This window comes from Bifidobacterium cuniculi, assembly GCF_000741575.1.
Classification (GTDB): domain Bacteria; phylum Actinomycetota; class Actinomycetes; order Actinomycetales; family Bifidobacteriaceae; genus Bifidobacterium; species Bifidobacterium cuniculi.
Window position 1 is genome coordinate 1 of the sequence record NZ_JGYV01000008.1, and the last position, 23380, is coordinate 23380.

Genomic DNA, 23380 nt, shown 5'->3' on the forward strand with positions numbered 1-23380 from the left:
GTCGCGGCGTTGTCCAAGCAGTTGCCCTTGCGTGACATGCTGCGCACGATGCCCATGCGCGCGCACGCCCGCGCCCAGGCGGGCTGCTGGTACTGCCAGCCCTGGTCACTGTGCAGCAACGGCACCGCGCCCGCCGGCAGCGCATCGGCCAGGCCGGCCAACAAGTCAGCCTGTTGCGCCCAGTCCGGGTGACGCGAGATGCTGTACGCCACGATACGCTTGGTGCACCAGTCCACCACGGGCGCCAGGTACGCCTTGCCCCATGGCTGCTTGAACTCCGTGACGTCCGTGCCCAGCTTGACGAACGGCGCGGCCGCATGGAAGTCACGGCGCACCAGATCCGGGCACACACCACCCAGGTCGCCCCGGTACGAGTCATAGCGGCCGTGCCGGGCACGCCGGATCGTGCACCGCAACCCCAGCACGCCCATGATCTTGAGCACGGTCTTGCGCGTCACGCGTTCACCCCGCTCACGCAACTGCATCCATACCTGCCGGTGCCCGCACCCATTGGGCCCGGGTCCATGGAAGATCTCACGCACCTGCCCGTGCAGGTCAGGGCGGGACACATGCGCCTCATGGGTCAACACGTAATGCCGGCTCGAACGCGACAGGGACAGGCATTCAAGCAGCAAGCCAAGCGGGAAACGCCCCGAGAGAGCCTCGCAGACGGCGACCTTGTCACGGTTGCTCATCCGCGCGAGTCCCTCAGGGCCCTCGCTTTTTCCAGGACGGCCAGCTTGCACTCCAACTCCAGGACACGCCGTTCGAGCTGCTGCTCGCGCGTGGGCTCGACCGGCTTGTTCACCGACCCCCTAGGCCGTCCCCGGGGCTTGGCGCGCAACGCATCGTCCCCGCCTTGCTTCCACGCGGCCCGCCACCGGGCCAGCACGCTCCTGGACGCGATATGCAACCCGGCCATCACCTGGCGCGGCGACTCACCCGCCTCCAGACGGCGTACCGCCTCGAGCTTGGTCTCGTACGCGTACGAACGATGCGTGCTTCCCATATCCAGCAAAGCCTCCTTGCCACAAGCCTCGTACAGGTCCTGCCAAGCACGTGCCACGCCCTGGCCTATGCCCAGTTTCGAGGAAACCGCACCATACTTGAACCCGTACTCGAACAGGACCAACGCCTGCTCACGTACCTCACGACGATACACAACCAAAAGAACCGTCCTCCTATTTCCTGTGTCCAGAAAACGGGGGACGGATCATTTTTCGTAAGATTTCTAGACCGCAGGCAGTCACTGCCATGGCAGCTTGAATCCGCCAAGACCCTTGCGGATCTGGTTGCCGACGTCGTTGGCGATCTTGCCTACGGCATCGGTGGCCTGTTTGCCCGCGTTGCCTACTGCATTGCCGGCTTGCTGGAGCGCATCCCCGGTTTGCTTGGCGATTTGCTGGGTGCCATCGGCTATGCCCTGGCCCAGTTCTCCCATGGCCTGGTTCCACTGTTTCTCGTTGAATCGTTCGGCCTTGGTTTCCTGGCCGAGGGCATGTTCGAAGCGGACCAGGGCGTCCGTGATCTCATTGCCGGCGCGCATGACCGCAGGCGCATCCAACGGCAGGAGAATGACGCGCATCGTGTCGTCCTTGCCTTCCATCACATGCTTGACGCTGTGCCGCAGCGTGGCGGTCATGCCGGTCACTTCCTTGAACCGGTCGCGCCGGTTCTCGAGCATGAGTTCCCGCTGCGTTGCGAAATGTTCCTCATCCATGTCTATGGACAGGTACCGCTGCAGCTTGAGCAGGTCCAACCGGTCGCGCAGACGCAGGCAATCAGCTGTCACGGTAAGCCATTCCTGCATGTCGTTGCGCACTCTGTTCAGGGTATCCTTGGCCGTGCGCGTGTCCACCATCGCGTGTTCGATGTCTTCGTTGACGCCACGCAACTGGAGGATGGCATACCGAAACACTTCATTCGAAGTGATGGATGCGCCCTGTATCTGGTCCCAGGTCAATTCACTGATGGCGCCAGTGCGCTGCAGTTCCCGTTCAGCCTCGCGTGCCAGGTCGTTCACGGCAAGGAACTTCGCGAACAAGGCGTCCTTCTGGCGCTTGAGCACCAGGTCCACCTTGGCATCAATGGCCTTGAGGTATTCGGTCATCTCCTGCATGGTCTGCTGGATGGCCATGGTCACCATGATCATTTGTGCATTGGCGACGGTGGCCGGATTCGCGACGGACGCCAGCCGCTCGAACTGCACGTTGCCCTTGATGCCGCCCTTGCCTCCCTTGCCGATCACGCCCATGAAATTGCCGGTCGCGTTGTTGCGCATCAGACCATGCTTCTTGATCTTGTCCGCGGTGTCCGGGGTCAGTTTGACCCAGCGTCCTGAACGGTCCTGCATCGCCTGCAGTGCCTGGGTCACCTTCACGCCGCTTTTCAATATGGCGGATTCATGCATGTCCCGGCCACGGGATTCCTCGATGCCAAGTGCAGCCAATGCTTCGCTGATCTCCTGGGGATCGCCCACCAGCAGGATTCCATTGTCGTCGCCATACAGTTCGATTTCGCCGTCCATTGCACCCTCCTTGGTCATGACGTGCATCCGACGGTACTGTGCCTGTGCCTGTTGTCAACTGAATTGTCTCGCACGTCGGAACAGTGACCGTTCATTCCCGCTCGCCATCCACGACTTCCTCGTCCGGCGTGGGGTACGCATCGCGCAGCAGGGTGGAGAAGGATTCGTTGGCCATGCCGTAGAAGGCGCCGACCAGGAGCCTGAGGGTCAGGTCGCGCGGATACTCCTCGCTGGATGCCAGGGACGCCATCAGGCGGGAGAACTGCTGCGGGTCTTGGCGCCACATCGTCGACATCTCGTTGAGCGTCATCATCTTGTCTGCCACCGTGGGGAAGTGGGCGGAGGAGAACATGCGGTTGAGGGTGTCGGCACGGTAGGCGGCCATGGCGCCGTCGACGGCGGTCCATGAGCGGATCGCCTCGACTGCCGCAGCACCCAGGCCGATATAGTCGCATGCCTTCGCCAGGTCGAAGCTGCGTTCGTCGGTCTCGCCGGTCAGGTAGCCCACGTCCACGCCGAAGAAGTCGGCGATGACGGCCATCGTCTCGTACTTGGGAAAGCCGATGGTGCCGTTGGTGGTGCGGTTGCCGGTGTTGAGCCAGCGGCTCACGTCCTTCTGGTGGAAGCGCGTGAGGTATTGGCGGTTGAGCGCCCCCACGAACTCCACCTGCGTCAGTCCGCGTTCCTCCATGCATGCGCGCAGCCGCTGACGCCAACAGGCAGCACTTCGAGAGGTCATAGTCTCCATGGTATATAAACACCCTTCAAATTAAAGAATTTATAACATGTTACGTCATTGACGCTATATTCCAAACCCGTTTGAATGGGGAGCGGAACATAACTCGTCATGTTGACGAGCCGGTCGTCGTACGGAAAGGACGACGGATTCGCGAAAAAAACATGGCCCTTGATGACGAGTCCCGCTGCAGGTCCACCACGGACCCCGCGGCCCATGCCCGAAGGGCGGGCATGGCATGGGGAGCCTCGTCAGAAAGGACCGGACATGTTTGCGCAACTGGCCAGCATGATCCTGCGAGGCATCCGGGAGTTCGACGACGCCGTCCGTCAAGACGCGGCAGCACGGGATGAGACGTGCGACGACGTCGCCGACTCCCCGTCCACGGAGACGAAGAACGGGCAAGGATAACCTCGCACGGCCGATGTTCCACATGCAGAAGCCTTGCCGGCGGCGGTCGCCCAGAACGCTGGGGAACCGCCGCTGGCGCAGCCGCAAGGCAGGGAGGAGAAGGAGCATCACATGACCGACCCCAATGATTTCGACCGTCTGCACCCGCAGACAGCGCCGACGCAACAACCCACACAACCCATCACCCCGACCATGCCGGCGCAGCCGCAGGGCCCGCAACAGTCGCCCGACCACCGCCGCAAGCGCCCCGCCTGGGTCGTGCCGACGATCATCGCCGCCATCGCGGCCGTGGTCGTCATCGCGCTGATCCTCGTCTTCACCAACCTGAACAAGCCGGCGACGACGGACAACGCAACAACCGGCACGTCCTCCGCAGAGTCGTCGGCACCCGCCCATTCCCCGGGCATCGCCGCCGACGACAGCGCCGGCGGCGACGGCAACACCTCCACACAGGCACCCGCCGACGCGTCCATCGAATCCCTGGCCGCTATCACCGACACCATCGAGAGCGACATGCAGGCCTCCGTGAAGTCCATCAAGGACAAGCTCGCCGAGACCGAAGGCAAGCTGGGCGACACCTATGATTCCTACAAGAACAACATGGGAGCCCTCGACGACTGGTACACCTACCTCGAGGAGGAATCCCACCGCCTGTACGTGAAGATCGGGCGACAACACCGTCAAGTACTGGCAGACCTTGTCCGCCCTGGCGCAGGACAGCAAGTACCTGGACGCCGACGCCCTGTCCGAGGACTACTACGACGCCGTATACGACGGCACGCTGGACGACTGGTACGACGAGATCTACGACGGCATCCTCGACGACGTCTACGACAAGTACTACGACGGCGTGCTCGATGACGCGCTCGACACCGTGCCGTACGCCGAGGTGTCCGACGTGCGCAGCGACACCTACAAGGCACTGTCCAACGCACGCTCCGACTTCTACTCCGACCTCTCCGACATGCGTGGGGACGTCTACGGCATGTACACCGACATCCGCTCGGAAATCTACGGCGACGACTACGACTTCACCAAGGTCATCGAACGCTACCAGAAGAAGTTCGCCAAGTTCGAGCAAGGACAGTGAGGAACACCCATGAACACCATCGAACGCAAGCCCCTGTGGCCCCTCGTCCTGTCCATCGCCGGCTCGGCGCTGATGCTGCTGTCGGTCTTCCTGCCCTACGCCAGCGCCGCCGATGACACGATCTTCCGGCGCAGTCCCGACGTCGTCTCCGACGGCGTACGCGCCGGCGACCTGGCGGATGTCTCCATGTTCGACTTCGCGCGGCTCTACCGGCGGATGGCGTCCAGCTCCGTCCAACGTGCGCAGGCGACCGTCACCACGGTCCTCGTGGTGGCCATCGCCTGTGCGGCGGTGCTGGCACTGGTCTTCGCATTGCTGCGCAAGGGCGTGCCGACCATCGTCTTCACGGTGGTCGCCTTCGCCGCGTTCCTGGCCTTCAACTGGGATTTCTCCGACCGCGGCGTGGTGGGTGGTGACACCTACGGCCTGGGATTCGGCTACTACCTGTTCTTCGTGGCGGCTGCTATTGCGCTCGCCGGCGGCATCTGGACGGTGGTCGCCAAGCGGCGGGCGCGGTGACCGGCGCCGCCTGCTAGATTTTGTTCATTTTTTCGAACAAAATCTAGGATGCGAGCTTGGCTGCGAAGCAGCCGCTCGCCCTAGATTTTGTTCGAAAAAATGAACAAAATCTAGCAGGTGGGAGGAGGAGGGGCGGACACCGCGGTTTCCCCCATGAACAAATACAAAAGTCCCAGACGGACCGCATGCCTAGGATAGGCCCATGACGTATGACAATGGCAAGGTAATCGACGTGCAGGCAGCGGCGCCGGTGGTACGGGAACGGCGCGTGAAGGGCAACGTGCTGGTGCTGGGCAACTCCGGCGTGGGCAAGTCGACGCTCATCAACGCCGTCATCGGCGACCAGGTGGCGCGCACGAGCTTCGGCACGCGGGGCACCACCAGCGAACTCATGGTGTACGAAAGCGACGCCGTACCCTTCCGGGTCATCGATTCCATCGGCTTCGAACCTTCGCCCATCAAGAGCCTCAAGGCCGTGCACGCGGTGCGCTCCTGGTCGAAGGCGAGCGCCAAGGAGGACGGGGAGGGCCACAGGATCGACGTGATCTGGTTCTGCGTGGACGGCACCGCGGCCAAGCTGTTCCCGCAGACGATCCGCAACCTGTCGAACGCGGTGGCGATGTGGCGGTCCGTGCCGATTATCACCGTCATCACCAAGTCGTATTCGAAACCCGACCGCGAGCGCAACGTGGCCATGGTGCGCGAGGCCTTCGCCGGACAGCGCGTGGAACGCAACCTGCGGGCCATCGTCCCGGTGGTGGCGCAGACCTATGTGCTCGACGAGACGGCCTTCGCCGGCCCCGAAGGCATCGGCGACCTGATCGACGCGACCATGCAGGCGATGCCGGACGGCATGCACGGCGGCGCGCAGGACCTCATGGCCTTCAAGCTCAACCGCAAGCGTGTGCTGGCCCAGGGGCTCATCGGCGCCTGCGTGGCCGCCGGCGCCACCGTGGGTGCGGTGCCGCTGCCCATCGCGGACTCGCTCGTGCTTTCCCCGTTGGAATTGGCGGAGCTCAACGGCCTGGCGCGGCTGTACGGCATCGACAAGGATGAGGACTCCAGGCATTTCCTCGATGCCATCGTGCAGGTGGGCACGGCAGGGACGGTGGCGCATGCCGCCATCAGCGCCATCAAGGCGATTCCCGGCATCAACATTGCCGCCAGCGCACTCAACGCAGTCGTGGCCGCGAGCATCATCGCCGCCCTCGGCGAAGGCGCCGTCGCCGCTTTCGAACAGGTGGCCGCCGGCAGGCGCAGCATCCAGGATGTCGGCTGGGTGCGCCACCTCATGCAGGATCAGTTCGGCGACGGTTTCCTGGGCAAGGTCAGTGATGTCGCCAAGGCATCCCAGGCTGGCGATGCGAAGGACATGTCGCAGATGATCGTCGACCTGGTCAAGGCGGTGTTCATGGGACGTGGCAAGTGAGCGAAACGGCTTCGGGGCCGGCGGAACGTTCCGCCGGCCCCGAAGCCATTTCGCCGAGCCGTAGGCGTCAGGCGGTGAAGTATTCCACGCCTGCCTCGAAGATCGGCTGGTAGGTGTTGCCGGGCACGTTGAGGTACAGGCCGTTGCCTGCACGCTCGGAGTGGCCCATCTTGCCGAAGACGCGGCCATCGGGGGAGGTGATGCCCTCGATGGCCATCATCGAGCCGTTCGGGTTGACGGACAGGTCCATGCTGGGCATGCCGGCCTCGTCCACGTACTGCGTGGCGATCTGTCCGTTGGTGGACAGCTGCGCCAGCATGTCGTAGGAGGCGACGAAGCGGCCTTCGCCATGGGAGATGGCGACGGCGTGGACGTCGTCGACGGTGCTCCTGGCCATCCACGGTGACATGTTCGACGCCACACGGGTACGCACCAGGCGGCTCTGGTGGCGGCCGATCTCGTTGAAGGTCAGCGTCGGGCATGTGTCGGTCATGGGCACAATGTCGCCGAAGGGCACCAGACCGAGCTTGATGAGCGCCTGGAAACCATTGCAGATGCCCAGCATGAGGCCGTCGCGGTTCTTGAGCAGGTCACGCACCGCGTCGGTGACGGCGGGGGAGCGGAAGAACGCGGTGATGAACTTCGCGGAGCCGTCGGGCTCGTCGCCGCCGGAGAACCCGCCGGGGATCATGACGATCTGGCTGGAGCGGATGGCGTCCACCAAGGCCTGCGTAGACTCGGCCACGGCCTGCGGCGTGAGGTTGTTCACGACCAGGGTGGTGACGTCGGCGCCGGCCTTCTCGAAGGCAGCTGCGGAATCGTACTCGCAGTTGTTGCCGGGGAAGACGGGGATGACCACGCGCGGGCGCGCGACGGGCGAGCCCATGTACTGCACACGGCGTTCGGTGCTGAAGGTGACGCATTCCACGGAGTCCAGGATGCTGTGGTCCTTGGAACGGTAGGGGAAGACGGACTCCATGCCCGATTCCCAGGTTTCCTGCAGCGTCGCCATCGGCAGCTCCTCGCCGGCTGCGGCGAACACGTAGTCCGTGGTCGTCTCGCCGATGACCTCCACGGTGGCGCCGCACTGCGGGGCGGGAAGCTCCGCGCCATCGGCGAGCTCCACGAGGAAGGAACCATAGGCGGGGGCGAACAGGTCATCCACGTCCAGCGAGTCGTTGAGGGACACGCCGATCCCGTTGCCGACGGCCATCTTCACGAGCGCCTCGGCGGTGCCGCCGAAGCCGGGGGTGGCGATGGCAGCCGCAGCGCCCTCGGCCACGAGCCGCTCGACCAGGTCGAAGGCCGCCAGGAGCGTGTCCTTGTCGGGCGTCAGGCCATCCTCTCCGTAGGCGGGCGCGATGCGCAGCAGGCGGCTGCCCGCATTCTTGAACTCGGGGGAGACGGTGCGGTTGACATCCCCCACGGCCACGGCGAAGGACACCAGGGTGGGCGGCACGTCCAGGTCCTCGAAGGAGCCGGACATGGAGTCCTTGCCGCCGATGGCGCCCGCCCCCAGGTCCACCTGGGCCATGAGCGCGCCGAGCACGGCGGCCACGGGCTTGCCCCAGCGTTCCGGCTCGTCGCGCAGCTTCTCGAAGTACTCCTGGAAACTCAGGTACGCCTTGCGGTGCTCGAAGCCGGAAGCGACGAGCTTGGCGATGGACTCGACCACCGACAGGTAGGCGCCGGTGAACTGGTTGCGTTCCATGATGAAGGGATTGAATCCCCATGCCATCGCGGAAGCCGTCGTGGTCTCGCCGAAGACGGGCAGTTTGGCCACCATCGCCTGGGAAGGGGTCAGCTGGGCAGCGCCGCCGAAGGGCATGAGCACGGTGCCGGCGCCGATCGTGGAGTCGAACATCTCGGACAGGCCCTTGTTCGAGGCCACGTTGATGTCGGCAAGCATGGCGGTCAAACGCTCTTCGAGGGTGCCTTCGGCGAAGGGCGTGGCATAGTCGCCCTGTTCGGGTACCCGTGCATCCTGGTGCTTCTCGGCGCCGTTGGATGCGAGGAATTCGCGCGACAGGTCCACGATCGTGTCGCCGTTCCAGCGCATCACCATGCGCGGTTCCTCGGTGACCGTGGCGATCACCGTCGCCTCGAGGTTCTCCTCGGCCGCGTACCTGAGGAACTCCTCCACGTCCTGCTCGGCCACGTCCACCGCCATGCGCTCCTGCGATTCGGAGATCGCCAGTTCGGTGCCGTCCAGGCCCTCGTACTTCTTGGGCACCCGGTTCAGGTCCACGTCCAGGCCGTCGGCGATCTCGCCGACCGCCACGGAGACGCCGCCCGCGCCGAAATCGTTGCAGCGCTTGATCAGGCGCGTCGCCTCGCCGCGGCGGAAGAGGCGCTGCAGCTTGCGTTCCACGGGCGCGTTGCCCTTCTGCACCTCGGCGCCGTCGAGTTCCAGGGACTCCACGTTGTGGGCCTTCGAGGATCCGGTGGCGCCGCCGATGCCGTCACGGCCCGTACGGCCGCCCAGCAGGATGATCCTGTCACCCGGGGACGGCACTTCGCGGCGCACGTGGTCGGCTGGGGTGGCGGCCACCACGGCGCCCACCTCCATGCGCTTGGCCACGTAGCCCGGATGGTAGATCTCGTTGACCTGGCCGGTCGCCAGTCCGATCTGGTTGCCGTACGAGGAATAGCCGTGCGCGGCGGTGGTCACCAGCTTGCGCTGCGGCAGCTTGCCCTCGAGGGTCTGGTCCACCGGCACGCGCGGGTCGGCCGCGCCGGTCACGCGCATCGCCTGGTAGACGTAGGCGCGGCCCGACAGCGGGTCGCGGATGCAGCCGCCGATGCAGGTGGCGGCGCCGCCGAAGGGCTCGATCTCGGTGGGATGGTTGTGGGTCTCGTTCTTGAACAGGAACAGCCAGTCCTCGTCCGTGCCGTTGACATCCACCTTCACCTTGACGGTGCAGGCGTTGATCTCCTCGGACTCGTCCAGGCCGGTGAGGATGCCCTCATGCTTGAGCCACTTCGCGCCGATCGTGCCCATGTCCATGAGCGTCACCGGACGGTCCGAGCGGCCCAGTTCCTCGCGCATCGCCAGGTAGCGGTCGAAGGCGGCCTGCACCACGGCATCGTCGATCTCGACCGAGTCGAGACGGGTGCCGAAGGTCGTGTGGCGGCAGTGGTCGGACCAGTAGGTGTCGATCACCTTGATCTCGGTGATGGACGGGTCGCGGCCCTCATGACGGAAATAGGCGCGGCAGAACTGCAGGTCGGCGATGTCCATCGCCAGGCCACGGTCGGCGATGAACCGCTCGAGCTGCTCGTCCTCCATGTCACGGAAGCCGTCGATGACTTCCACGGGCTGCGGCACCGGCACCTGGGCGGCCAGGGTGTCCCGGGGCTCCAGGCTTGCCTCGCGCGCCTCGACGGGATTGATCACGTACTTCTTGATGGCGTCGCGGTCGGGGACGTTGATGTTGCCCTCGAGTACGTACACGCGGGCCGAACGCACCGTCGGACGCTCCTGCTGGGTGATCAGCTGGATGCATTCGCCGGCGGAGTCGGCGCGCTGGTCGAACTGGCCGGGCAGGAACTCCACGGCGAAGACGGTGGACGGGTCGGCCACCGGCGGCAGCTCCTCTCTGACGTCGTCGGACTGCGGTTCGCTGAACACCGTGGGCACGACCTTGCGGAAAGTCTGCTCGTCGATGCCCTCGACGTCATAGCGGTTGATCAGTCGGACGCGCTCCAGGGCGCGTACGCCGAGAATCGACTGCAGCTCGTGCTGCAGCTGCTGCGCCTCGACGTCGAATCCAGGCTTCTTCTCTACATAAACGCGGAAAACCACTGTTGTTCCTTCGCTTCTCTTCGTGTTGGTTGCGGCTTGCGGCATGCGAACGGCCCACGGATCGCCCTGGGGCAGCCCGTGGGCCATCGGTCGGTTCAGGAGCGTTCCACGCCCTCGTCCTCGGCGAGCTGCTCGAGGCGGGAGAGGATCTCCTCGTAGGCAGGGATGATGTTGCCCAGGTCGCGCCGGAACAGGTCCTTGTCCAGGTGCTCGATCCGGCCGGAGCCGTCCTTGAGGTCCCACAGGCGGCAGGTGTCGGGAGTGATCTCGTCGGCCAGCAGGATCGCGCCCTGGGCGTTGCGGCCCTCCTCGATCTTGAAGTCCACCAGCTGCACGTCGATCTTCGCGAAGATGTCCAGCAGCGCATCGTTCACCGCGCGCGCCTGGCGGGAGATTTCGTCGAGCTCCTCCTGGGAGGCCAGGCCCAGCGCCACGATGCCGTCGTCGTTGATGAAGGGGTCGCCCAGGTCGTCCGACTTGTAGCAGAACTCGAGGATGGGACGGGCGAGCTTGGTGCCCTCCTCCACGCCGTAGCGCTTGGCGAAGGAGCCGGCGGCCGTGTTGCGCATGATGATCTCGAGCGGGTACATGTCCATCTTCTGCACGAGTTGCTCGGTATCGGAAAGCCTTTGCATGAAGTGGGAGTCCACGCCGCGTGCCTTGAGCAGGTCGAAGACGACGGAAGTGATGCGGTTGTTGAGCGAACCCTTGCCCTCGATCTGCGCCTTCTTCGCGCCGTTGCCGGCAGTGGCCTGGTTCATGTATTCGACCCAGAGCACCTCCGGATCGTCCGTTGCGTACAGTTTCTTGGCCTTGCCTTCGTAGAGCTTGTCCAGCTTCTGCATGGTGTGCTTACCTTCCGGAAAAAGGGAGATGCGGATGGACTGACGGATTCAGCCTAGCAATTGGCGGTTACATGGAAGCGGATGCTTCTCATATGCCGATGCGGCCGGTACCACACCGTGGAACGGATGGTGCCGGCCGCATCGGGACAGTTGATTCGGGCGGCCGCCTCACACGACCTGGATGCGCAGCGCCTGGGCCACCTGCACGGCCTTGATGCGCGCCTCCTCGACGTCACTGCCCACGGCGAGCGCCACGCCCATGCGACGGCGGCCCTCGACGCGCGGCTTGGCGAAGACGCGCAGGTCGGTGCCCGGCGTGGCCAGCGCCTCGTCGAGGTCGGCGAATTCGGCCTCGCCGTAGCCCTCGACGACGATGGCATGGCTGGCCGCCCCCTCGAACTTGCCGATGGAGAGCGCCACGTGCCCCTCCTTGACGGGCAGGCCGAGCATGGCGCGTGCGTGCAGGTCGAACTCGGAGAGCCGCTGGCTGGCCATGGTCACCATGCCGGTGTCATGGGGGCGCGGGGAGACCTCGTTGAACAGGACGCGGCCGTCCTTGAGCACGAAGAGCTCGACACCGAAGACACCCCACGGCGTGTCCGTGCCGGCGTGCGCGACGAGGCCGGCGACGGCGTCCCGCGCGATGCGTCGTGCCTCGTCGAGAATCTCCGGGTCGACCCGGGCAGGTTGCCAGGAGTCGCGGTAGTCGCCGTCCTCCTGGCGTTGCCCGATGGGTGCGCAGGTGACGATGCCGGCGACGGAGCTGACGGTGAGCATGGTCAGTTCGTAGTCGAGGTCGACGAGCCGTTCGACGATGACGCGGCTGACGGTGCCGTCGCCGGCGCCGCGCCGTCCTTCCTGCGCCTCCTGCCATGCCTGCTCCAGCTGGCCGGCGTCGCGCACGACGGACTGGCCATGGCCCGACGAGCTCATGCGCGGCTTGACGACGCAGGGGAAGCCGACCTGCGCCGCGGCTTGTTTGAGTTCGTCGAGGCTGCCGGCGAACCGGTAGTCGCTGGTCGGCAGCCCCAGTTCCTGTGCCGCGAGCGTGCGCAGCGCCTCGCGGTCCATGCAGGTCGCGGCGATGCCGGCGCTGGGCACGACGCGTACGCCGTGGTCCTGCGCGTCCTTGAGCACGTCGGTGGCGATGGCCTCGACTTCCGGCACGATGATGTCCGGCTTGACGCGCGCGATGAGGTCGGCCAGGGCCGTGGCGTCGGTCATGTCGATCGCCTCATGCGCCTGCGCGACCTGCTGCGCCGGCGCGCCGTCGTAGGAGTCGGCGGCGCAGACCCACACGCCGAGGCGGGACAGTGCGATCGCGACCTCCTTGCCGAGCTCGCCGGAGCCGAGCAGCAGGACGCGCGTGGGATGGGAACCGAGGGGAGTACCGACAACTGGATTGATCTTCGTCATACCTGCATTGTGCCAGCCGAGGCGCCCAACCGTGCCGCAGTGTCCGCCATGCGCGCCCCTTTGGCATCCGCCCCGCTAGACTGGCACCCATGACAGATGACGTTCGGCAATCCTCGCGGCCGTTGACCATCGCCATGGTGGTGGAGACTTCCGGCAACCGCGGCAATGGCACGTCCAATTCGGCACTGCAGTGGGCGCAGGAACTGCGCCGCCAAGGCCATGAGGTGCGCATGGTGGGCATCGGCGCACCCGACTACCCCGCACAGGTCAACCACGTCCCCCTGGTCAGCTGGGTGGCGGCCAAGCAGCAGATGAAATTCGCGCAGCCCAACAGGACGCTGTTCGAGCGCGCCTTCGACGGGGTGGACGTGGTGCACCTGTACACGCCGTTCAAGTTCTGCCGCCACGCGCTCGCCCAAGCGCACGCCATGGGCATCCCCGTTACGGCCGGCTACCACGTGCAGCCGGAGAACGTGACGTATTCGGCGGGCCCGCTCAAGTACGTGCCCGGCGTGAGCTCCTTCATCTACTGGCTGTTCGACCGCTGGCTGTTCTCCAAGGTCGAGGCGATCCACGTACCCACGCAGCTGGGTGCCGAACTGCTGCACGAACACGGCTACACACGTCCGATCCACGTGATCTCCAACGGTTACGAGGCGCGGTTCACGCCCAAGGCGCAGCGCGAGGGGGACGACGGGCCGGCCGTGCCCGTGGAGGTGGTGGCCTCGGGACGCCTCACCAACGAGAAGAACCACATTGAACTCATCGAGGCCATTGCGCGCTGCAACCATGCGCCTGACATCCACCTGACCATCGCCGGCACCGGCCCGCTCAAGCGCAAGCTGGTGCGCAAGGCGGCGAAACTGCTCGACCGGTCGGCGACCATCGGCTTCCATCCCAACGCGCAGATGCCCGAACTGCTGCGCTCCTGCGACCTGCTCGTCCACCCCTCCATCGCGGACCTCGAATCCGTCTCGGTCATCGAGGGCATGGCCAGCGGCCTGGTGCCGGTGATCGCCGACTCCAGGCTGAGCGCCGCCGGCCAGTTCGCGCTGTGCGAGGAGTCCAGCTACGAAGTGGGCGACGTCGAACAGCTGGCACAGCGCATCGACTGGTGGATCGACCATCCGCGCGACCTCAACGAGTGGGGAGCGACCTACGCCGAACACACCAAGGAGCACTACTCGGTGGAATCCAGCGTGCATGAATTCGTGGCCATGGAGCGCGGCGTCGTCGCCGACTGGGCGGAGTCCCGCTGAGGGGTCGGTCCTCTTGGCCCCATCAGGGGCGTCGTCGGGTCTGTGGATGTTATAGGGGGCGACGACGCCTCAGAGCAGTGCGATGAGCTGGTCGACCTGGTCGTCGGTGGTGGCCCAGCTCGTGCAGATGCGCAGCATCACGTGGTCGGCGTCCACCGCCTCCATGAAGCCGAGCCTGACCTTGGACTGCAGTTCCTCGGCCTGCGCGGTGGTCACGGTGATGAAGATCTGGTTGGTCTGCGAGACGAAGGCCACGTCGTACCCCTTCTCCAGCAGTGCCTGGCGGATGCGGTCGGCTTCCTGGTTGGCGCGCCGGGCCAGCTTCAGGTACAGGTCGTCGGTGAACAGCGTGTCGAACTGCAGGCCCAGCAGCCAGCCCTTCGCAAGCAGGGCGCCGTGCAGCTTGACGAGGGCCGTGAAGTTCGCCGGGGTGTTGCCGCGCGTGAACACCACGGCCTCGCCGAACATGGCACCCACCTTGGTGCCGCCGATGGTGAAGACGTCCGCGATGCGCGCGATGTCGTCGAGGTTCGCGTCGTTGCCGTCGCTGGTCAGCGCGTACCCCAGGCGGGCGCCGTCGATGAACAGCGGCATGCCGTGGTCGTGTGCGACCTGCGCCAGGGCGGCGAGTTCCTCGCGGGTGTACACGGTGCCGTACTCGGTCGGTTGGGAGACGTACACCATGCCCGGACGGACCATATGCGCATGGTTGGCGTCAGCCGTGAAGCGTTCGCAGTAGTCGTCGAGCTGCGCGGCGCCGATCTTGCCGTCCTGCTGGGGCATCGGCAGCACCTTGTGACCGGTCGCCTCGATGGCGCCTGCCTCATGGACGTTGATGTGCGCGCTGTCCGGGCAGACCACGCCCGTGTACTGCGGCGCGATGGAGTCGATCACCGTCTGGTTGGTCTGCGTGCCGCCCACCAGGAACCATACGTCGCATGTCGGGTCGTCGCAGGCCTTGCGGATCTTCTGTGCGGCCATGGTGCAGTAGTCGTCCTGGCCGTAGCCGGGATACTGCTCGTCCTGGATCTGCGTCATGCGCTGGACGATCTGGGGGCAGGCGGTGGAGGAATAGTCGTTTTCGAAGGACAGCATGGGTGCTCCTTGGTGTTCCGGGACAGGCGGCGAACCGCACAGGGTACTGCACAGCAGTGTACGCCTGCGCGCCGCGGCATCGGAGAGGTTGCGGCGCCGCGCGAAATGGGTGATGGATGGCGTGCCCCGCTCCGGGTGGGCACCCCGGGGCAACGGAAAAACCCCGTGGTTCCGCCAAGTGGAACCACGGGGTTTCGTGGGGTGGCTAACGCGGCTCGAACGCGCGACCTTCTGAACCACAATCAGATGCTCTACCAACTGAGCTATAGCCACCATTGCAGCGGTCCTCGAAGAACCGGACAACAGGTGAACACTATACACGAAGGCTGCATGAAAGGCGCTCACCGGCGTGTCGTACGCGCGTCAGCATGTCGCCTTCGTGCGCGCGGTATAATGGGTGGTGCATGGCGAAGGATGAATGATCCGGGCGGCGGCCAAGGGGCCGCAGGGAACGTTCGGAAACGATGGATGGATGCCAGCGCATGGAACGGCAAGCCGGCCGCGTCACACAAGGCGGTGTGGGCGGCATTGCGGCAGGCATGAAAGGACGGCCGCAGGAGGCGGCCGCATTGGATGGATGGAATGAACCAGGACGAGACAACCCCCGGCGGGAACCTAGACACCCCCGGGGGTTGTCTTTTTCTGCGGTCCATGGTATGGTGATCCTTTGTGTGTGCCAGCCAGGTGCCTTATGTGACAGGAACCTGGGCTGGGATATCCCGGAACCCGCATGGATTGCGCGCAGTAATGCGGCAGCAATAGGGCGACGGGTCATCGGGCCGGTGAACAGTGGCTGCCTTCCTCCATCAGTGGGAGGACTTCCGAACGGGGAAGTGGGGCTGCGGTGCGGCGGCTTCACGAGGAAGAAAACAGCAAACCACTGAATCGGAGAATTCAAGTTGCCTACTATTGAACAGCTTGTCCGTAAGGGACGCAAGGCAAAGCCGAAGAAGTCCAAGACCCTGGCGCTCAAGGGCAGCCCGCTGCGTCGCGGCGTGTGCACCCGTGTGTACACCACCACCCCGAAGAAGCCGAACTCGGCCCTTCGTAAGGTCGCCCGTGTCCGCCTGAGCTCCGGCGTTGAAGTCACCGCCTACATCCCGGGCGAGGGCCACAACCTGCAGGAGCACTCCATCGTGCTCGTGCGCGGCGGCCGTGTCAAGGACCTCCCGGGCGTGCGTTACCACATCGTGCGTGGTGCACTCGATACCCAGGGCGTCAAGGATCGTAAGCAGGGCCGTTCCCTGTACGGAGCAAAGAAGGCGAAGTAAGAGATATGTCACGTAAAGGACCTTCCAAGAAGCACCAGCTGCTGCCGGACCCGATCTACGGTTCGACCGTCGTGGCGCAGCTCATCAACAAGATCCTCCTGGACGGCAAGAAGTCCATCGCCGAGGACATCGTCTATTCCGCGCTGGATATGGTGAAGGAGAAGACGGACCAGGAGCCGGTGGCCGTGCTCAAGCGCGCCCTGGACAACATCCGTCCGTCCCTCGAGGTGCGTTCCCGCCGTGTCGGCGGCGCCACCTACCAGGTCCCGGTCGAGGTCAAGCCGGCCCGCGCGAACACCCTCTCCCTGCGCTGGCTCACCGACTTCTCCCGTGCCCGCCGCGAGAAGACCATGGCCGAGCGTCTCGCCAACGAGATCCTCGACGCGTCCAACGGCCTCGGCGCTTCCGTGAAGCGTCGCGAGGACACCCACAAGATGGCCGAGGCCAACAAGGCCTTCGCTCACTACCGCTGGTAATTCAAGGCCCCAGGCCAAGAGAGTTAAGGAACATATATGGCACAGGACGTGCTCAGCAACCTCAACGAGGTTCGCAACATCGGCATCATGGCCCACATCGATGCCGGTAAGACCACTACCACGGAACGCATCCTCTACTACACCGGCAAGAACTACAAGATCGGCGAGACCCACGACGGCGCCTCGACCATGGACTTCATGGCCCAGGAGCAGGAGCGCGGCATCACCATCCAGTCCGCTGCGACCACCTGCTTCTGGAACCGCCAGACGCACGACACGGACGAGAAGTTCCAGATCAACATCATCGACACCCCCGGCCACGTGGACTTCACGGCCGAGGTCGAGCGCTCCCTGCGCGTGCTCGATGGCGCCGTGGCCGTCTTCGACGGCAAGGAAGGCGTGGAGCCGCAGTCCGAGACCGTGTGGCGCCAGGCCGACAAGTACGGCGTGCCGCGCATCTGCTTCATCAACAAGATGGACAAGCTCGGTGCCGACTTCTACTACTCCGTCGACACCATCAAGGAGAAGCTGGGCGCGACCCCGCTCGTCGTGCAGCTGCCGATCGGCGCCGAGAACGATTTCTCCGGCGTCGTTGACCTCATCCGCATGAAGGCCTACGTCTGGAACGATGTCAAGGACGACATGGGTGCCCACTACGATACCGTGGACATCCCGGAGGAGCTCAAGGAGCGCGCCGAGCAGTACCGCTCCGAGCTGCTCGACCAGGTCGCCGAGTCCGACGAGGAGCTGCTCGAGAAGTACCTCGAGTCCGGCGAGCTCTCCGAGGAGGAGATCCGCAAGGGAATCCGTACGCTGACCATCGCCCGCCAGGCCTACCCGGTCCTGTGCGGCTCCGCGTTCAAGGACAAGGGCGTGCAGCCCATGCTGGACGCCGTGGTCGACTACCTGCCGAGCCCGGAGGACGTCCCGTCCATCGTCGGCTTCGACCCGTCCGACGAATCCATCGAGATCGACCGCAAGCCGACCTTCGATTCCCCGTTCTCGGCCCTGGTCTTCAAGATTTCCACCCACCCCTTCTACGGCAAGCTCGTGTTCGTGCGCGTCTACTCCGGCAAGGTCACGCCGGGCGACAACGTGCTCGACTCCACCAAGGGCAAGAAGGAGCGCATCGGCAAGATCTTCCAGATGCACGCCGACAAGGAGAATCCGGTCGACTCCGCCGAGGCAGGCAACATCTACACCTTCGTGGGCCTGAAGAACGTCACCACCGGTGACACCCTCTGCGACGAGAAGCACCCGATCTCCCTCGAGTCCATGACCTTCCCGGACCCGGTCATCGAAGTGGCCGTGGAGCCGAAGACCAAGGCCGACCAGGAGAAGATGAGCATCGCCCTGGCGAAGCTCTCCGACGAGGACCCGACCTTCCAGGTCAAGACCGACGAGGAGTCCGGCCAGACCCTGATCTCCGGCATGGGCGAGCTCCAGCTCGACATCATCGTCGACCGCATGCGCCGCGAGTTCAAGGTCGAGTGCAACGTCGGCAAGCCGCAGGTCGCCTACCGCGAGACGATCCGCAAGGCCGTCATGAACCAGGAATACACCCACAAGAAGCAGACTGGTGGTTCCGGCCAGTTCGCAAAGGTGCTCATGAACTTCGAACCGCTCGACACCGAGAACGGCGAGGTCTACGAGTTCGCGAACGAGGTCACCGGCGGCCACATCACCAAAGAATTCATTCCTTCGATCGATGCGGGTGTCCAGGAGGCCATGGAATCCGGCATCCTCGCCGGCTTCCCGGTCGTGGGCGTCAAGGCTACCGTCGTCGACGGTCAGGTCCACGACGTCGATTCCTCGGAAATGGCCTTCAAGATCGCCGGCTCCATGTGCTTCAAGGAGGCCGCTCCCAAGGCGAAGCCGGTCATCCTCGAGCCGATCATGGCCGTCGAGGTCCGCACCCCGGAGGAGTACATGGGCGACGTGATGGGCGACCTCAATGCCCGTCGTGGCCAGATCCAGTCCATGAACGACGCCACCGGCGTCAAGGTCATCGACGCCAAGGTCCCGCTGTCCGAGATGTTCGGCTACATCGGCGACCTGCGTTCCAAGACCCAGGGCCGCGCCATGTTCACCATGCAGATGGATTCCTACGCGGAGGTCCCGAAGGCCGTCGCCGACGAAATCATCAAGGCCCAGCGCGGCGAGTGACACACGTTGTCACCGCACTTGACCGTGTCCCCAGTCAGCGCTAGTATTCTGTAGCGCTGACTGGGTTCGGGCTCGAAAGTGGCGACAACCCAGAAACCCAGTAAAATGTTGCAAGTGCCTTGAATGTTCAAGGCTTACAACGAGAAACGTCCAGGAGGACAATACATGGCAAAGGAAAAGTACGAGCGTACTAAGCCGCACGTTAACATCGGTACCATCGGCCACGTCGATCACGGCAAGACGACCCTGACGGCAGCCATTTCCAAGGTGCTGCACGAGGAGTACCCGGACGTCAACCCGGCCTACGACTTCAACCAGATCGATGCCGCTCCGGAAGAGCAGCAGCGTGGTATCACCATCAACATCGCCCACATCGAGTACCAGACCGAGAAGCGTCACTACGCTCACGTCGACTGCCCGGGCCACGCCGACTTCGTGAAGAACATGATCACCGGTGCCGCCCAGATGGATGGCGCCATCCTCGTCGTGGCCGCCACCGACGGCCCGATGGCCCAGACCCGCGAGCACGTGCTGCTCGCCCGTCAGGTCGGCGTTCCGAAGATTCTGGTCGCCCTGAACAAGTGCGACATGGTCGACGATGAGGAGCTTATCGAGCTCGTCGAGGAAGAGGTCCGTGACCTCCTCGACGAGAACGGCTTCGATCGTGACTGCCCGGTCGTGCACACCTCCGCCTACGGCGCCCTGCACGATGATGCCCCGGACCACGAGAAGTGGGTCGAGACCATCAAGGAGCTCATGAACGATGTCGACGAGTACATCCCGACCCCGACCCACGACCTGGACAAGCCGTTCCTGATGCCTATCGAGGACGTCTTCACCATCTCCGGCCGTGGCACCGTGGTCACCGGTCGTGTCGAGCGTGGCCGCCTGCCGATCAACACCAACGTGGAGATCGTCGGCATCCGCCCGACCCAGACCACCACCGTCACCTCCATCGAGACCTTCCACAAGCAGATGGATGAGTGCGAGGCTGGCGACAACACCGGTCTGCTGCTCCGCGGCATCAACCGTACGGACGTCGAGCGTGGCCAGGTCGTGGCCGCTCCGGGCTCCGTCACCCCGCACACCAAGTTCGAGGGCGAGGTCTACGTCCTCACCAAGGACGAGGGTGGCCGCCACTCGCCGTTCTTCTCGAACTACCGTCCGCAGTTCTACTTCCGTACCACCGATGTCACCGGCGTCATCACCCTGCCGGAAGGCGTCGAGATGGTGCAGCCCGGTGATCACGCGACCTTCACGGTCGAGCTGATCCAGCCCATCGCCATGGAAGAGGGCCTGACCTTCGCTGTGCGCGAGGGTGGCCACACCGTTGGCTCGGGCCGTGTCACCAAGATCCTCGCCTGATTCCCATCAGGTCGGTGATCGGGTAGAACCCCGGAAACCTGGAAGGGCCCCGCAGCTTGAAGCTGCGGGGCCCTTCCCGTATATTCCGGCTGTTCACTTCGCGTTTCGCAGGAACAGCCGGAATCAAATCATGGGTCAACGATCGAGTGACGGTACGTCGATGCCCGCCTCGCCCGGCAGCCATGCATCCATGACCTCCATGGCGCGGTAGTCGCCGTCTTGCGTAAAACCATGGCCATGTCCTTGCATCACATGGAACCGGCAGTGGCCCGCATATTCCTGGGCGGCCCGTTCAGAGTAGGAAATGTCGACGATGGTGTCGTCATTGCTATGCAGGATGAGCACCGGGCCGTCATAGCCGGCGATGGTGCCGTAGATGTCGAGGCCACGCAGGTCCGTGTAGTATCTCGAACCCACTACCATGCCGTTGAACATGGCATTCGTGTCGGGGATGTCCTTGAGCCCGGGGTAGCGGGTTTCCGCATCATGCTTGATGCACAGTGCCGGATACTCAAGCATGAGCGCATGCACGTATCCGGGATGCTTCCCGGCAACCAGGGCGCTGACGCAGCCGCCCTGGCTCTGCCCGAACAACACGATTCGCTCCGGGTCCACGAAATCCCATTGGCGTGCTTGCTCGACCACCGCCAACAGGTCCTGCATCTCCGTGGCCACGGACTCGTCCTTGGGATCGCCGTCGCTCCGGTTGCCGCCGAGGGAGCCGCCGGGGAAATCGAATTCATAGAAGGCGATGCCGCGTTCGGCGAAATGCCGGCCGTACGTCGATCCCGAGGCATGATTCGTGCCGAAGCCGTGGGAGAAGATCACCAGCGGCACGCGCCGGCCGTCCTCCACCTCAGGCAGGAACGCCAGGCCGTAGATCCTGGTATCCCCGTCATGGCACCACACTTCCTTGGTCGTATACTCCATCTGTCCTTACTCCTTGTCCACCTCCTGCGCAGCCGATGTCCTCGCCCCCATGGAACGGTCAAGCGCCATGAGGATGTAGCCGAGGATGATGAAGGCCACCAGCAGGATGCAGCACCAACGTACCACGCCGGCCACGCCCTGCTGGGATACGTCGAGGAAGAAGTAGGGGTACAGCAGCGGCACGTCGGGATCGAAGCCCACCGCCCAGGCACGCAGGAACACGAAGGCGAGGTAGACCAGCGGGAAGATCGTCGAATACAGCGGATAGGTCCACTTGACCTTGCGGTGTTCGTAGAAGAGGATCCAGTCGGCGGTGAACATGAGCGGCAGGACCATGTGGAAGGCGATGCTCGTCACCTTGAAGTTCGAGAGCGGGTCACGGTCCGGTGCGCCGGCAAGCAGGAAGTTGAACACGAAGAAGGTCAGCAGGATCGCCGTCACGCTGATAAACTTCACGGTGGGGGAGAGGCGCACGAAGCCGTCGCCCTTGCGGTTGGCGGTCTGCACGAGCTCGAAGAGCATCACCGCGATGCACAGGTAGTTCGACAGGTTCGTGAAGTACACGAAGAAGGTCCCGTCGAACTCGGCATCGTAGAGGCCGAGGCTGCCGAGGATGCCGATGCATCCGATTGCCAGGTAGAACGATTGGAAGATGAGCTGGGCCGTCCTGCTGTGTACCATGGGTGATTCCTTTCTTGGGGCTTGCCGGGCCGGGGAGGCACGACGGCGGCAAGCCGGGTCCGTCGCAACCCGCCCGATTCTACAGTCGGCGGGTTTCCCGCGGCATTGTGCGAAGCCACAGAAATGCGTGCGCCGTCGTGGGACGCATCCACAACGCAGCCGTCCACGTCCGCGGAATGCGCATGGGACAACGCTGCGTGCTGTAGGGAGGTGCTGGCATAATGACCGTGGCTCGTTGTACAGCTTTTCCCGAACCAAGAACGAATAGGTGAGAAATTTGGCACAGACTACCAATGACATCAAGAACGGTTCCATCCTCAACCTCGACGGCCAGCTGTGGCAGGTCATCAAGTTCCAGCACGTCAAGCCGGGCAAGGGCCCTGCCTTCGTGCGCACCACCATCAAGAACGTGCTGTCGGGCAAGATCGTGGACAAGACCTTCAACGCCGGCATGAAGATGGAGTTCGAGACCGTCGACAATCGCACGCTGCAGTACTCCTACGAGGACGGCGACAACTTCGTCTTCATGGACATGACCACCTACGACCAGATCATGATCCCCAAGACCCTGGTCGGCGAGCAGGCCAAGTACCTCATCGAGGGCACCGACTGCATCATCTCCTTCCATGACGGCCAGCCGCTCTCCGTCGAGCTGCCGGCGTCCGTCGTGCTGACCATCACCCACACCGAGCCCGGCCTGCAGGGCAACCGTTCCAACGCCGGCACCAAGCCCGCCACCGTCGAGACCGGCGCCGAGATCCAGGTGCCGCTGTTCATCAGCGAAGGCGAGCGCGTCAAGGTCAACACCACCGACGGCTCCTACCTGGGCCGCGAGAACTGATTCCGTCCTTCACCGACAGACCATCGAGAGGCTTTCATGGCACGTTCCACTGCTCGCAAGAGGGCTCTGAACACGTTGTATGAGGCGGATGAGAAGGGACAGGACATCCTGTCCCTTCTTGATGAGCGCATCGCCGAGCCCGGTGCGCAGACCCCGCTTCCCGAATACTCCATCGAGATCGTGCGAGGGGTGGCGGACCATCTCAAGGACATCGACGGCACGCTGAACCGGCATTCCACAGGGTGGAAGGTCAAGCGCATGCATGCAGTGGACCGTAATATCCTTCGTATAGCAACCTGGGAGATCGTCTACAACGACGACATCCCGGACAAGGTGGCCATTGACGAGGCGCTGCATCTCGCAAAGACATTATGTGACGATGACGCTCCCGCGTTCATCCACGGTTTGCTCAGCGCGGTCTGTGCGCACAAGCCGACGGTGGAGGCCCCAACCGAAACGACCGATTGATCCAACAAGCGCGTTCGGCCGGGTCGCGACTCTCAACCGGCCGCTATCCA

General features: G+C 64.2%; 21 protein-coding genes and 1 tRNA gene. 11 read left to right on the forward strand and 11 right to left on the reverse strand.

What is annotated here, in order from left to right:
• The 4 genes from BCUN_RS05440 to BCUN_RS05455 all read right to left on the reverse strand — a co-directional run.
• A partial coding sequence (locus BCUN_RS05440; protein ID WP_051920845.1) for an IS3 family transposase occupies nt 1-695 on the reverse strand: 695 nt, incomplete at its 3' end.
• Complete coding sequence (locus tag BCUN_RS05445; protein WP_156100118.1) at nt 692-1162, reverse strand: helix-turn-helix domain-containing protein; 471 nt, start codon at nt 1160-1162, stop codon at nt 692-694. The genes BCUN_RS05445 and BCUN_RS05440, both read right to left, overlap by 4 nt.
• 84 nt (nt 1163-1246) lie before the next feature.
• The gene (locus tag BCUN_RS05450) at nt 1247-2527 is read right to left on the reverse strand and encodes a hypothetical protein (protein WP_033515821.1); all 1281 of its coding nucleotides are present in this window, start codon (nt 2525-2527) and stop codon (nt 1247-1249) included.
• A 91-nt stretch (nt 2528-2618) separates the two neighbouring features.
• A complete protein-coding gene (locus tag BCUN_RS05455; RefSeq protein ID WP_238552337.1) occupies nt 2619-3266 on the reverse strand; it encodes a helix-turn-helix domain-containing protein in 648 nt (215 codons plus the stop codon).
• Nucleotides 3267-3530: 264 nt separating this feature from the next.
• Between BCUN_RS05455 and BCUN_RS12615 the strand changes: the two genes are divergently transcribed.
• From BCUN_RS12615 to BCUN_RS05475, 4 genes are all read left to right on the forward strand, one after another.
• On the forward strand, nt 3531-3674 hold the full coding sequence (locus BCUN_RS12615) for a hypothetical protein (protein WP_169744063.1): 144 nt from the start codon (nt 3531-3533) through the stop codon (nt 3672-3674).
• Nucleotides 3675-3785: 111 nt separating this feature from the next.
• Nucleotides 3786-4535, forward strand: coding sequence for a hypothetical protein (locus BCUN_RS12270; protein ID WP_156100130.1), 750 nt, complete (start codon nt 3786-3788; stop codon nt 4533-4535).
• Between the two features lie 238 nt (nt 4536-4773).
• A complete protein-coding gene (locus BCUN_RS05470) occupies nt 4774-5283 on the forward strand; it encodes a hypothetical protein (RefSeq protein ID WP_033515827.1) in 510 nt (169 codons plus the stop codon).
• Between the two features lie 202 nt (nt 5284-5485).
• Nucleotides 5486-6712 (forward strand): GTPase, encoded by a 1227-nt coding sequence (locus tag BCUN_RS05475; RefSeq protein WP_051920846.1) that lies wholly within the window; start codon nt 5486-5488, stop codon nt 6710-6712.
• A 67-nt stretch (nt 6713-6779) separates the two neighbouring features.
• Here the strand turns inward: BCUN_RS05475 and BCUN_RS05480 are convergent, their stop codons facing one another.
• The 3 genes from BCUN_RS05480 to purT form a co-directional block, all read right to left on the reverse strand.
• Nucleotides 6780-10517, reverse strand: coding sequence for a phosphoribosylformylglycinamidine synthase (locus tag BCUN_RS05480; protein ID WP_033515829.1), 3738 nt, complete (start codon nt 10515-10517; stop codon nt 6780-6782).
• Between the two features lie 95 nt (nt 10518-10612).
• Nucleotides 10613-11362 carry a phosphoribosylaminoimidazolesuccinocarboxamide synthase gene (purC, locus tag BCUN_RS05485; protein ID WP_033515831.1) on the reverse strand — a complete coding sequence of 250 codons (750 nt, stop codon included), beginning with the start codon at nt 11360-11362 and terminating at the stop codon, nt 10613-10615.
• Nucleotides 11363-11530: 168 nt separating this feature from the next.
• On the reverse strand, nt 11531-12778 hold the full coding sequence (gene purT, locus BCUN_RS05490; protein ID WP_033515833.1) for a formate-dependent phosphoribosylglycinamide formyltransferase: 1248 nt from the start codon (nt 12776-12778) through the stop codon (nt 11531-11533).
• 89 nt (nt 12779-12867) lie between these two features.
• Here purT and BCUN_RS05495 point away from each other — a divergent pair, with 89 nt between their 5' ends.
• Complete coding sequence (locus BCUN_RS05495; RefSeq protein WP_033515835.1) at nt 12868-14037, forward strand: glycosyltransferase; 1170 nt, start codon at nt 12868-12870, stop codon at nt 14035-14037.
• Between the two features lie 69 nt (nt 14038-14106).
• On the opposite strand, the gene BCUN_RS05500 is transcribed toward BCUN_RS05495, so the two are convergent.
• Nucleotides 14107-15132, reverse strand: a complete 1026-nt coding sequence (locus BCUN_RS05500) for a threonine aldolase family protein (protein WP_033515837.1) — start codon at nt 15130-15132, stop codon at nt 14107-14109.
• Nucleotides 15133-15329: 197 nt separating this feature from the next.
• A tRNA-His gene (locus BCUN_RS05505) sits at nt 15330-15405 on the reverse strand.
• Nucleotides 15406-16031: 626 nt separating this feature from the next.
• On the opposite strand from BCUN_RS05505, the gene rpsL reads away from it, so the two are divergent.
• The 4 genes from rpsL (at nt 16032) to tuf (ending at nt 20410) form a co-directional block, all read left to right on the forward strand.
• Nucleotides 16032-16403 carry a 30S ribosomal protein S12 gene (rpsL, locus tag BCUN_RS05510; protein WP_006294990.1) on the forward strand — a complete coding sequence of 124 codons (372 nt, stop codon included), beginning with the start codon at nt 16032-16034 and terminating at the stop codon, nt 16401-16403.
• A 5-nt stretch (nt 16404-16408) separates the two neighbouring features.
• Complete coding sequence (gene rpsG, locus BCUN_RS05515; RefSeq protein WP_003836460.1) at nt 16409-16879, forward strand: 30S ribosomal protein S7; 471 nt, start codon at nt 16409-16411, stop codon at nt 16877-16879.
• 36 nt (nt 16880-16915) lie between these two features.
• Nucleotides 16916-19045: an elongation factor G gene (gene fusA / locus BCUN_RS05520; RefSeq protein WP_033515839.1), complete on the forward strand. Its 2130-nt coding sequence runs from the start codon at nt 16916-16918 to the stop codon at nt 19043-19045.
• A gap of 165 nt (nt 19046-19210) precedes the next feature.
• A complete protein-coding gene (tuf, locus tag BCUN_RS05525; RefSeq protein WP_033515841.1) occupies nt 19211-20410 on the forward strand; it encodes an elongation factor Tu in 1200 nt (399 codons plus the stop codon).
• A 135-nt stretch (nt 20411-20545) separates the two neighbouring features.
• Here the strand turns inward: tuf and BCUN_RS05530 are convergent, their stop codons facing one another.
• Nucleotides 20546-21340, reverse strand: coding sequence for an alpha/beta hydrolase family protein (locus tag BCUN_RS05530; protein WP_051920847.1), 795 nt, complete (start codon nt 21338-21340; stop codon nt 20546-20548).
• A 6-nt stretch (nt 21341-21346) separates the two neighbouring features.
• Nucleotides 21347-22021 carry a Pr6Pr family membrane protein gene (locus tag BCUN_RS05535; RefSeq protein WP_033515843.1) on the reverse strand — a complete coding sequence of 225 codons (675 nt, stop codon included), beginning with the start codon at nt 22019-22021 and terminating at the stop codon, nt 21347-21349.
• A 277-nt stretch (nt 22022-22298) separates the two neighbouring features.
• On the opposite strand from BCUN_RS05535, the gene efp reads away from it, so the two are divergent.
• Nucleotides 22299-22862, forward strand: coding sequence for an elongation factor P (efp, locus tag BCUN_RS05540; RefSeq protein WP_033515845.1), 564 nt, complete (start codon nt 22299-22301; stop codon nt 22860-22862).
• A 36-nt stretch (nt 22863-22898) separates the two neighbouring features.
• Nucleotides 22899-23330: a transcription antitermination factor NusB gene (nusB, locus tag BCUN_RS05545; protein WP_033515847.1), complete on the forward strand. Its 432-nt coding sequence runs from the start codon at nt 22899-22901 to the stop codon at nt 23328-23330.
• Nucleotides 23331-23380: the final 50 nt, after the last annotated feature.

Coding starts and splice junctions, on each gene's coding strand:
- BCUN_RS05450 (WP_033515821.1), bottom strand. CDS start 2,527: ATGGACGGCGAAATCGAACTGTATGGCGACGACAATGGAATCCTGCTG.
- BCUN_RS05455 (WP_238552337.1), bottom strand. CDS start 3,266: ATGACCTCTCGAAGTGCTGCCTGTTGGCGTCAGCGGCTGCGCGCATGC.
- BCUN_RS12615 (WP_169744063.1), top strand. CDS start 3,531: ATGTTTGCGCAACTGGCCAGCATGATCCTGCGAGGCATCCGGGAGTTC.
- BCUN_RS12270 (WP_156100130.1), top strand. CDS start 3,786: ATGACCGACCCCAATGATTTCGACCGTCTGCACCCGCAGACAGCGCCG.
- BCUN_RS05470 (WP_033515827.1), top strand. CDS start 4,774: ATGAACACCATCGAACGCAAGCCCCTGTGGCCCCTCGTCCTGTCCATC.
- BCUN_RS05475 (WP_051920846.1), top strand. CDS start 5,486: ATGACGTATGACAATGGCAAGGTAATCGACGTGCAGGCAGCGGCGCCG.
- purC (WP_033515831.1), bottom strand. CDS start 11,362: ATGCAGAAGCTGGACAAGCTCTACGAAGGCAAGGCCAAGAAACTGTAC.
- purT (WP_033515833.1), bottom strand. CDS start 12,778: ATGACGAAGATCAATCCAGTTGTCGGTACTCCCCTCGGTTCCCATCCC.
- BCUN_RS05495 (WP_033515835.1), top strand. CDS start 12,868: ATGACAGATGACGTTCGGCAATCCTCGCGGCCGTTGACCATCGCCATG.
- BCUN_RS05500 (WP_033515837.1), bottom strand. CDS start 15,132: ATGCTGTCCTTCGAAAACGACTATTCCTCCACCGCCTGCCCCCAGATC.
- rpsG (WP_003836460.1), top strand. CDS start 16,409: ATGTCACGTAAAGGACCTTCCAAGAAGCACCAGCTGCTGCCGGACCCG.
- fusA (WP_033515839.1), top strand. CDS start 16,916: ATGGCACAGGACGTGCTCAGCAACCTCAACGAGGTTCGCAACATCGGC.
- tuf (WP_033515841.1), top strand. CDS start 19,211: ATGGCAAAGGAAAAGTACGAGCGTACTAAGCCGCACGTTAACATCGGT.
- BCUN_RS05530 (WP_051920847.1), bottom strand. CDS start 21,340: ATGGAGTATACGACCAAGGAAGTGTGGTGCCATGACGGGGATACCAGG.
- BCUN_RS05535 (WP_033515843.1), bottom strand. CDS start 22,021: ATGGTACACAGCAGGACGGCCCAGCTCATCTTCCAATCGTTCTACCTG.
- nusB (WP_033515847.1), top strand. CDS start 22,899: ATGGCACGTTCCACTGCTCGCAAGAGGGCTCTGAACACGTTGTATGAG.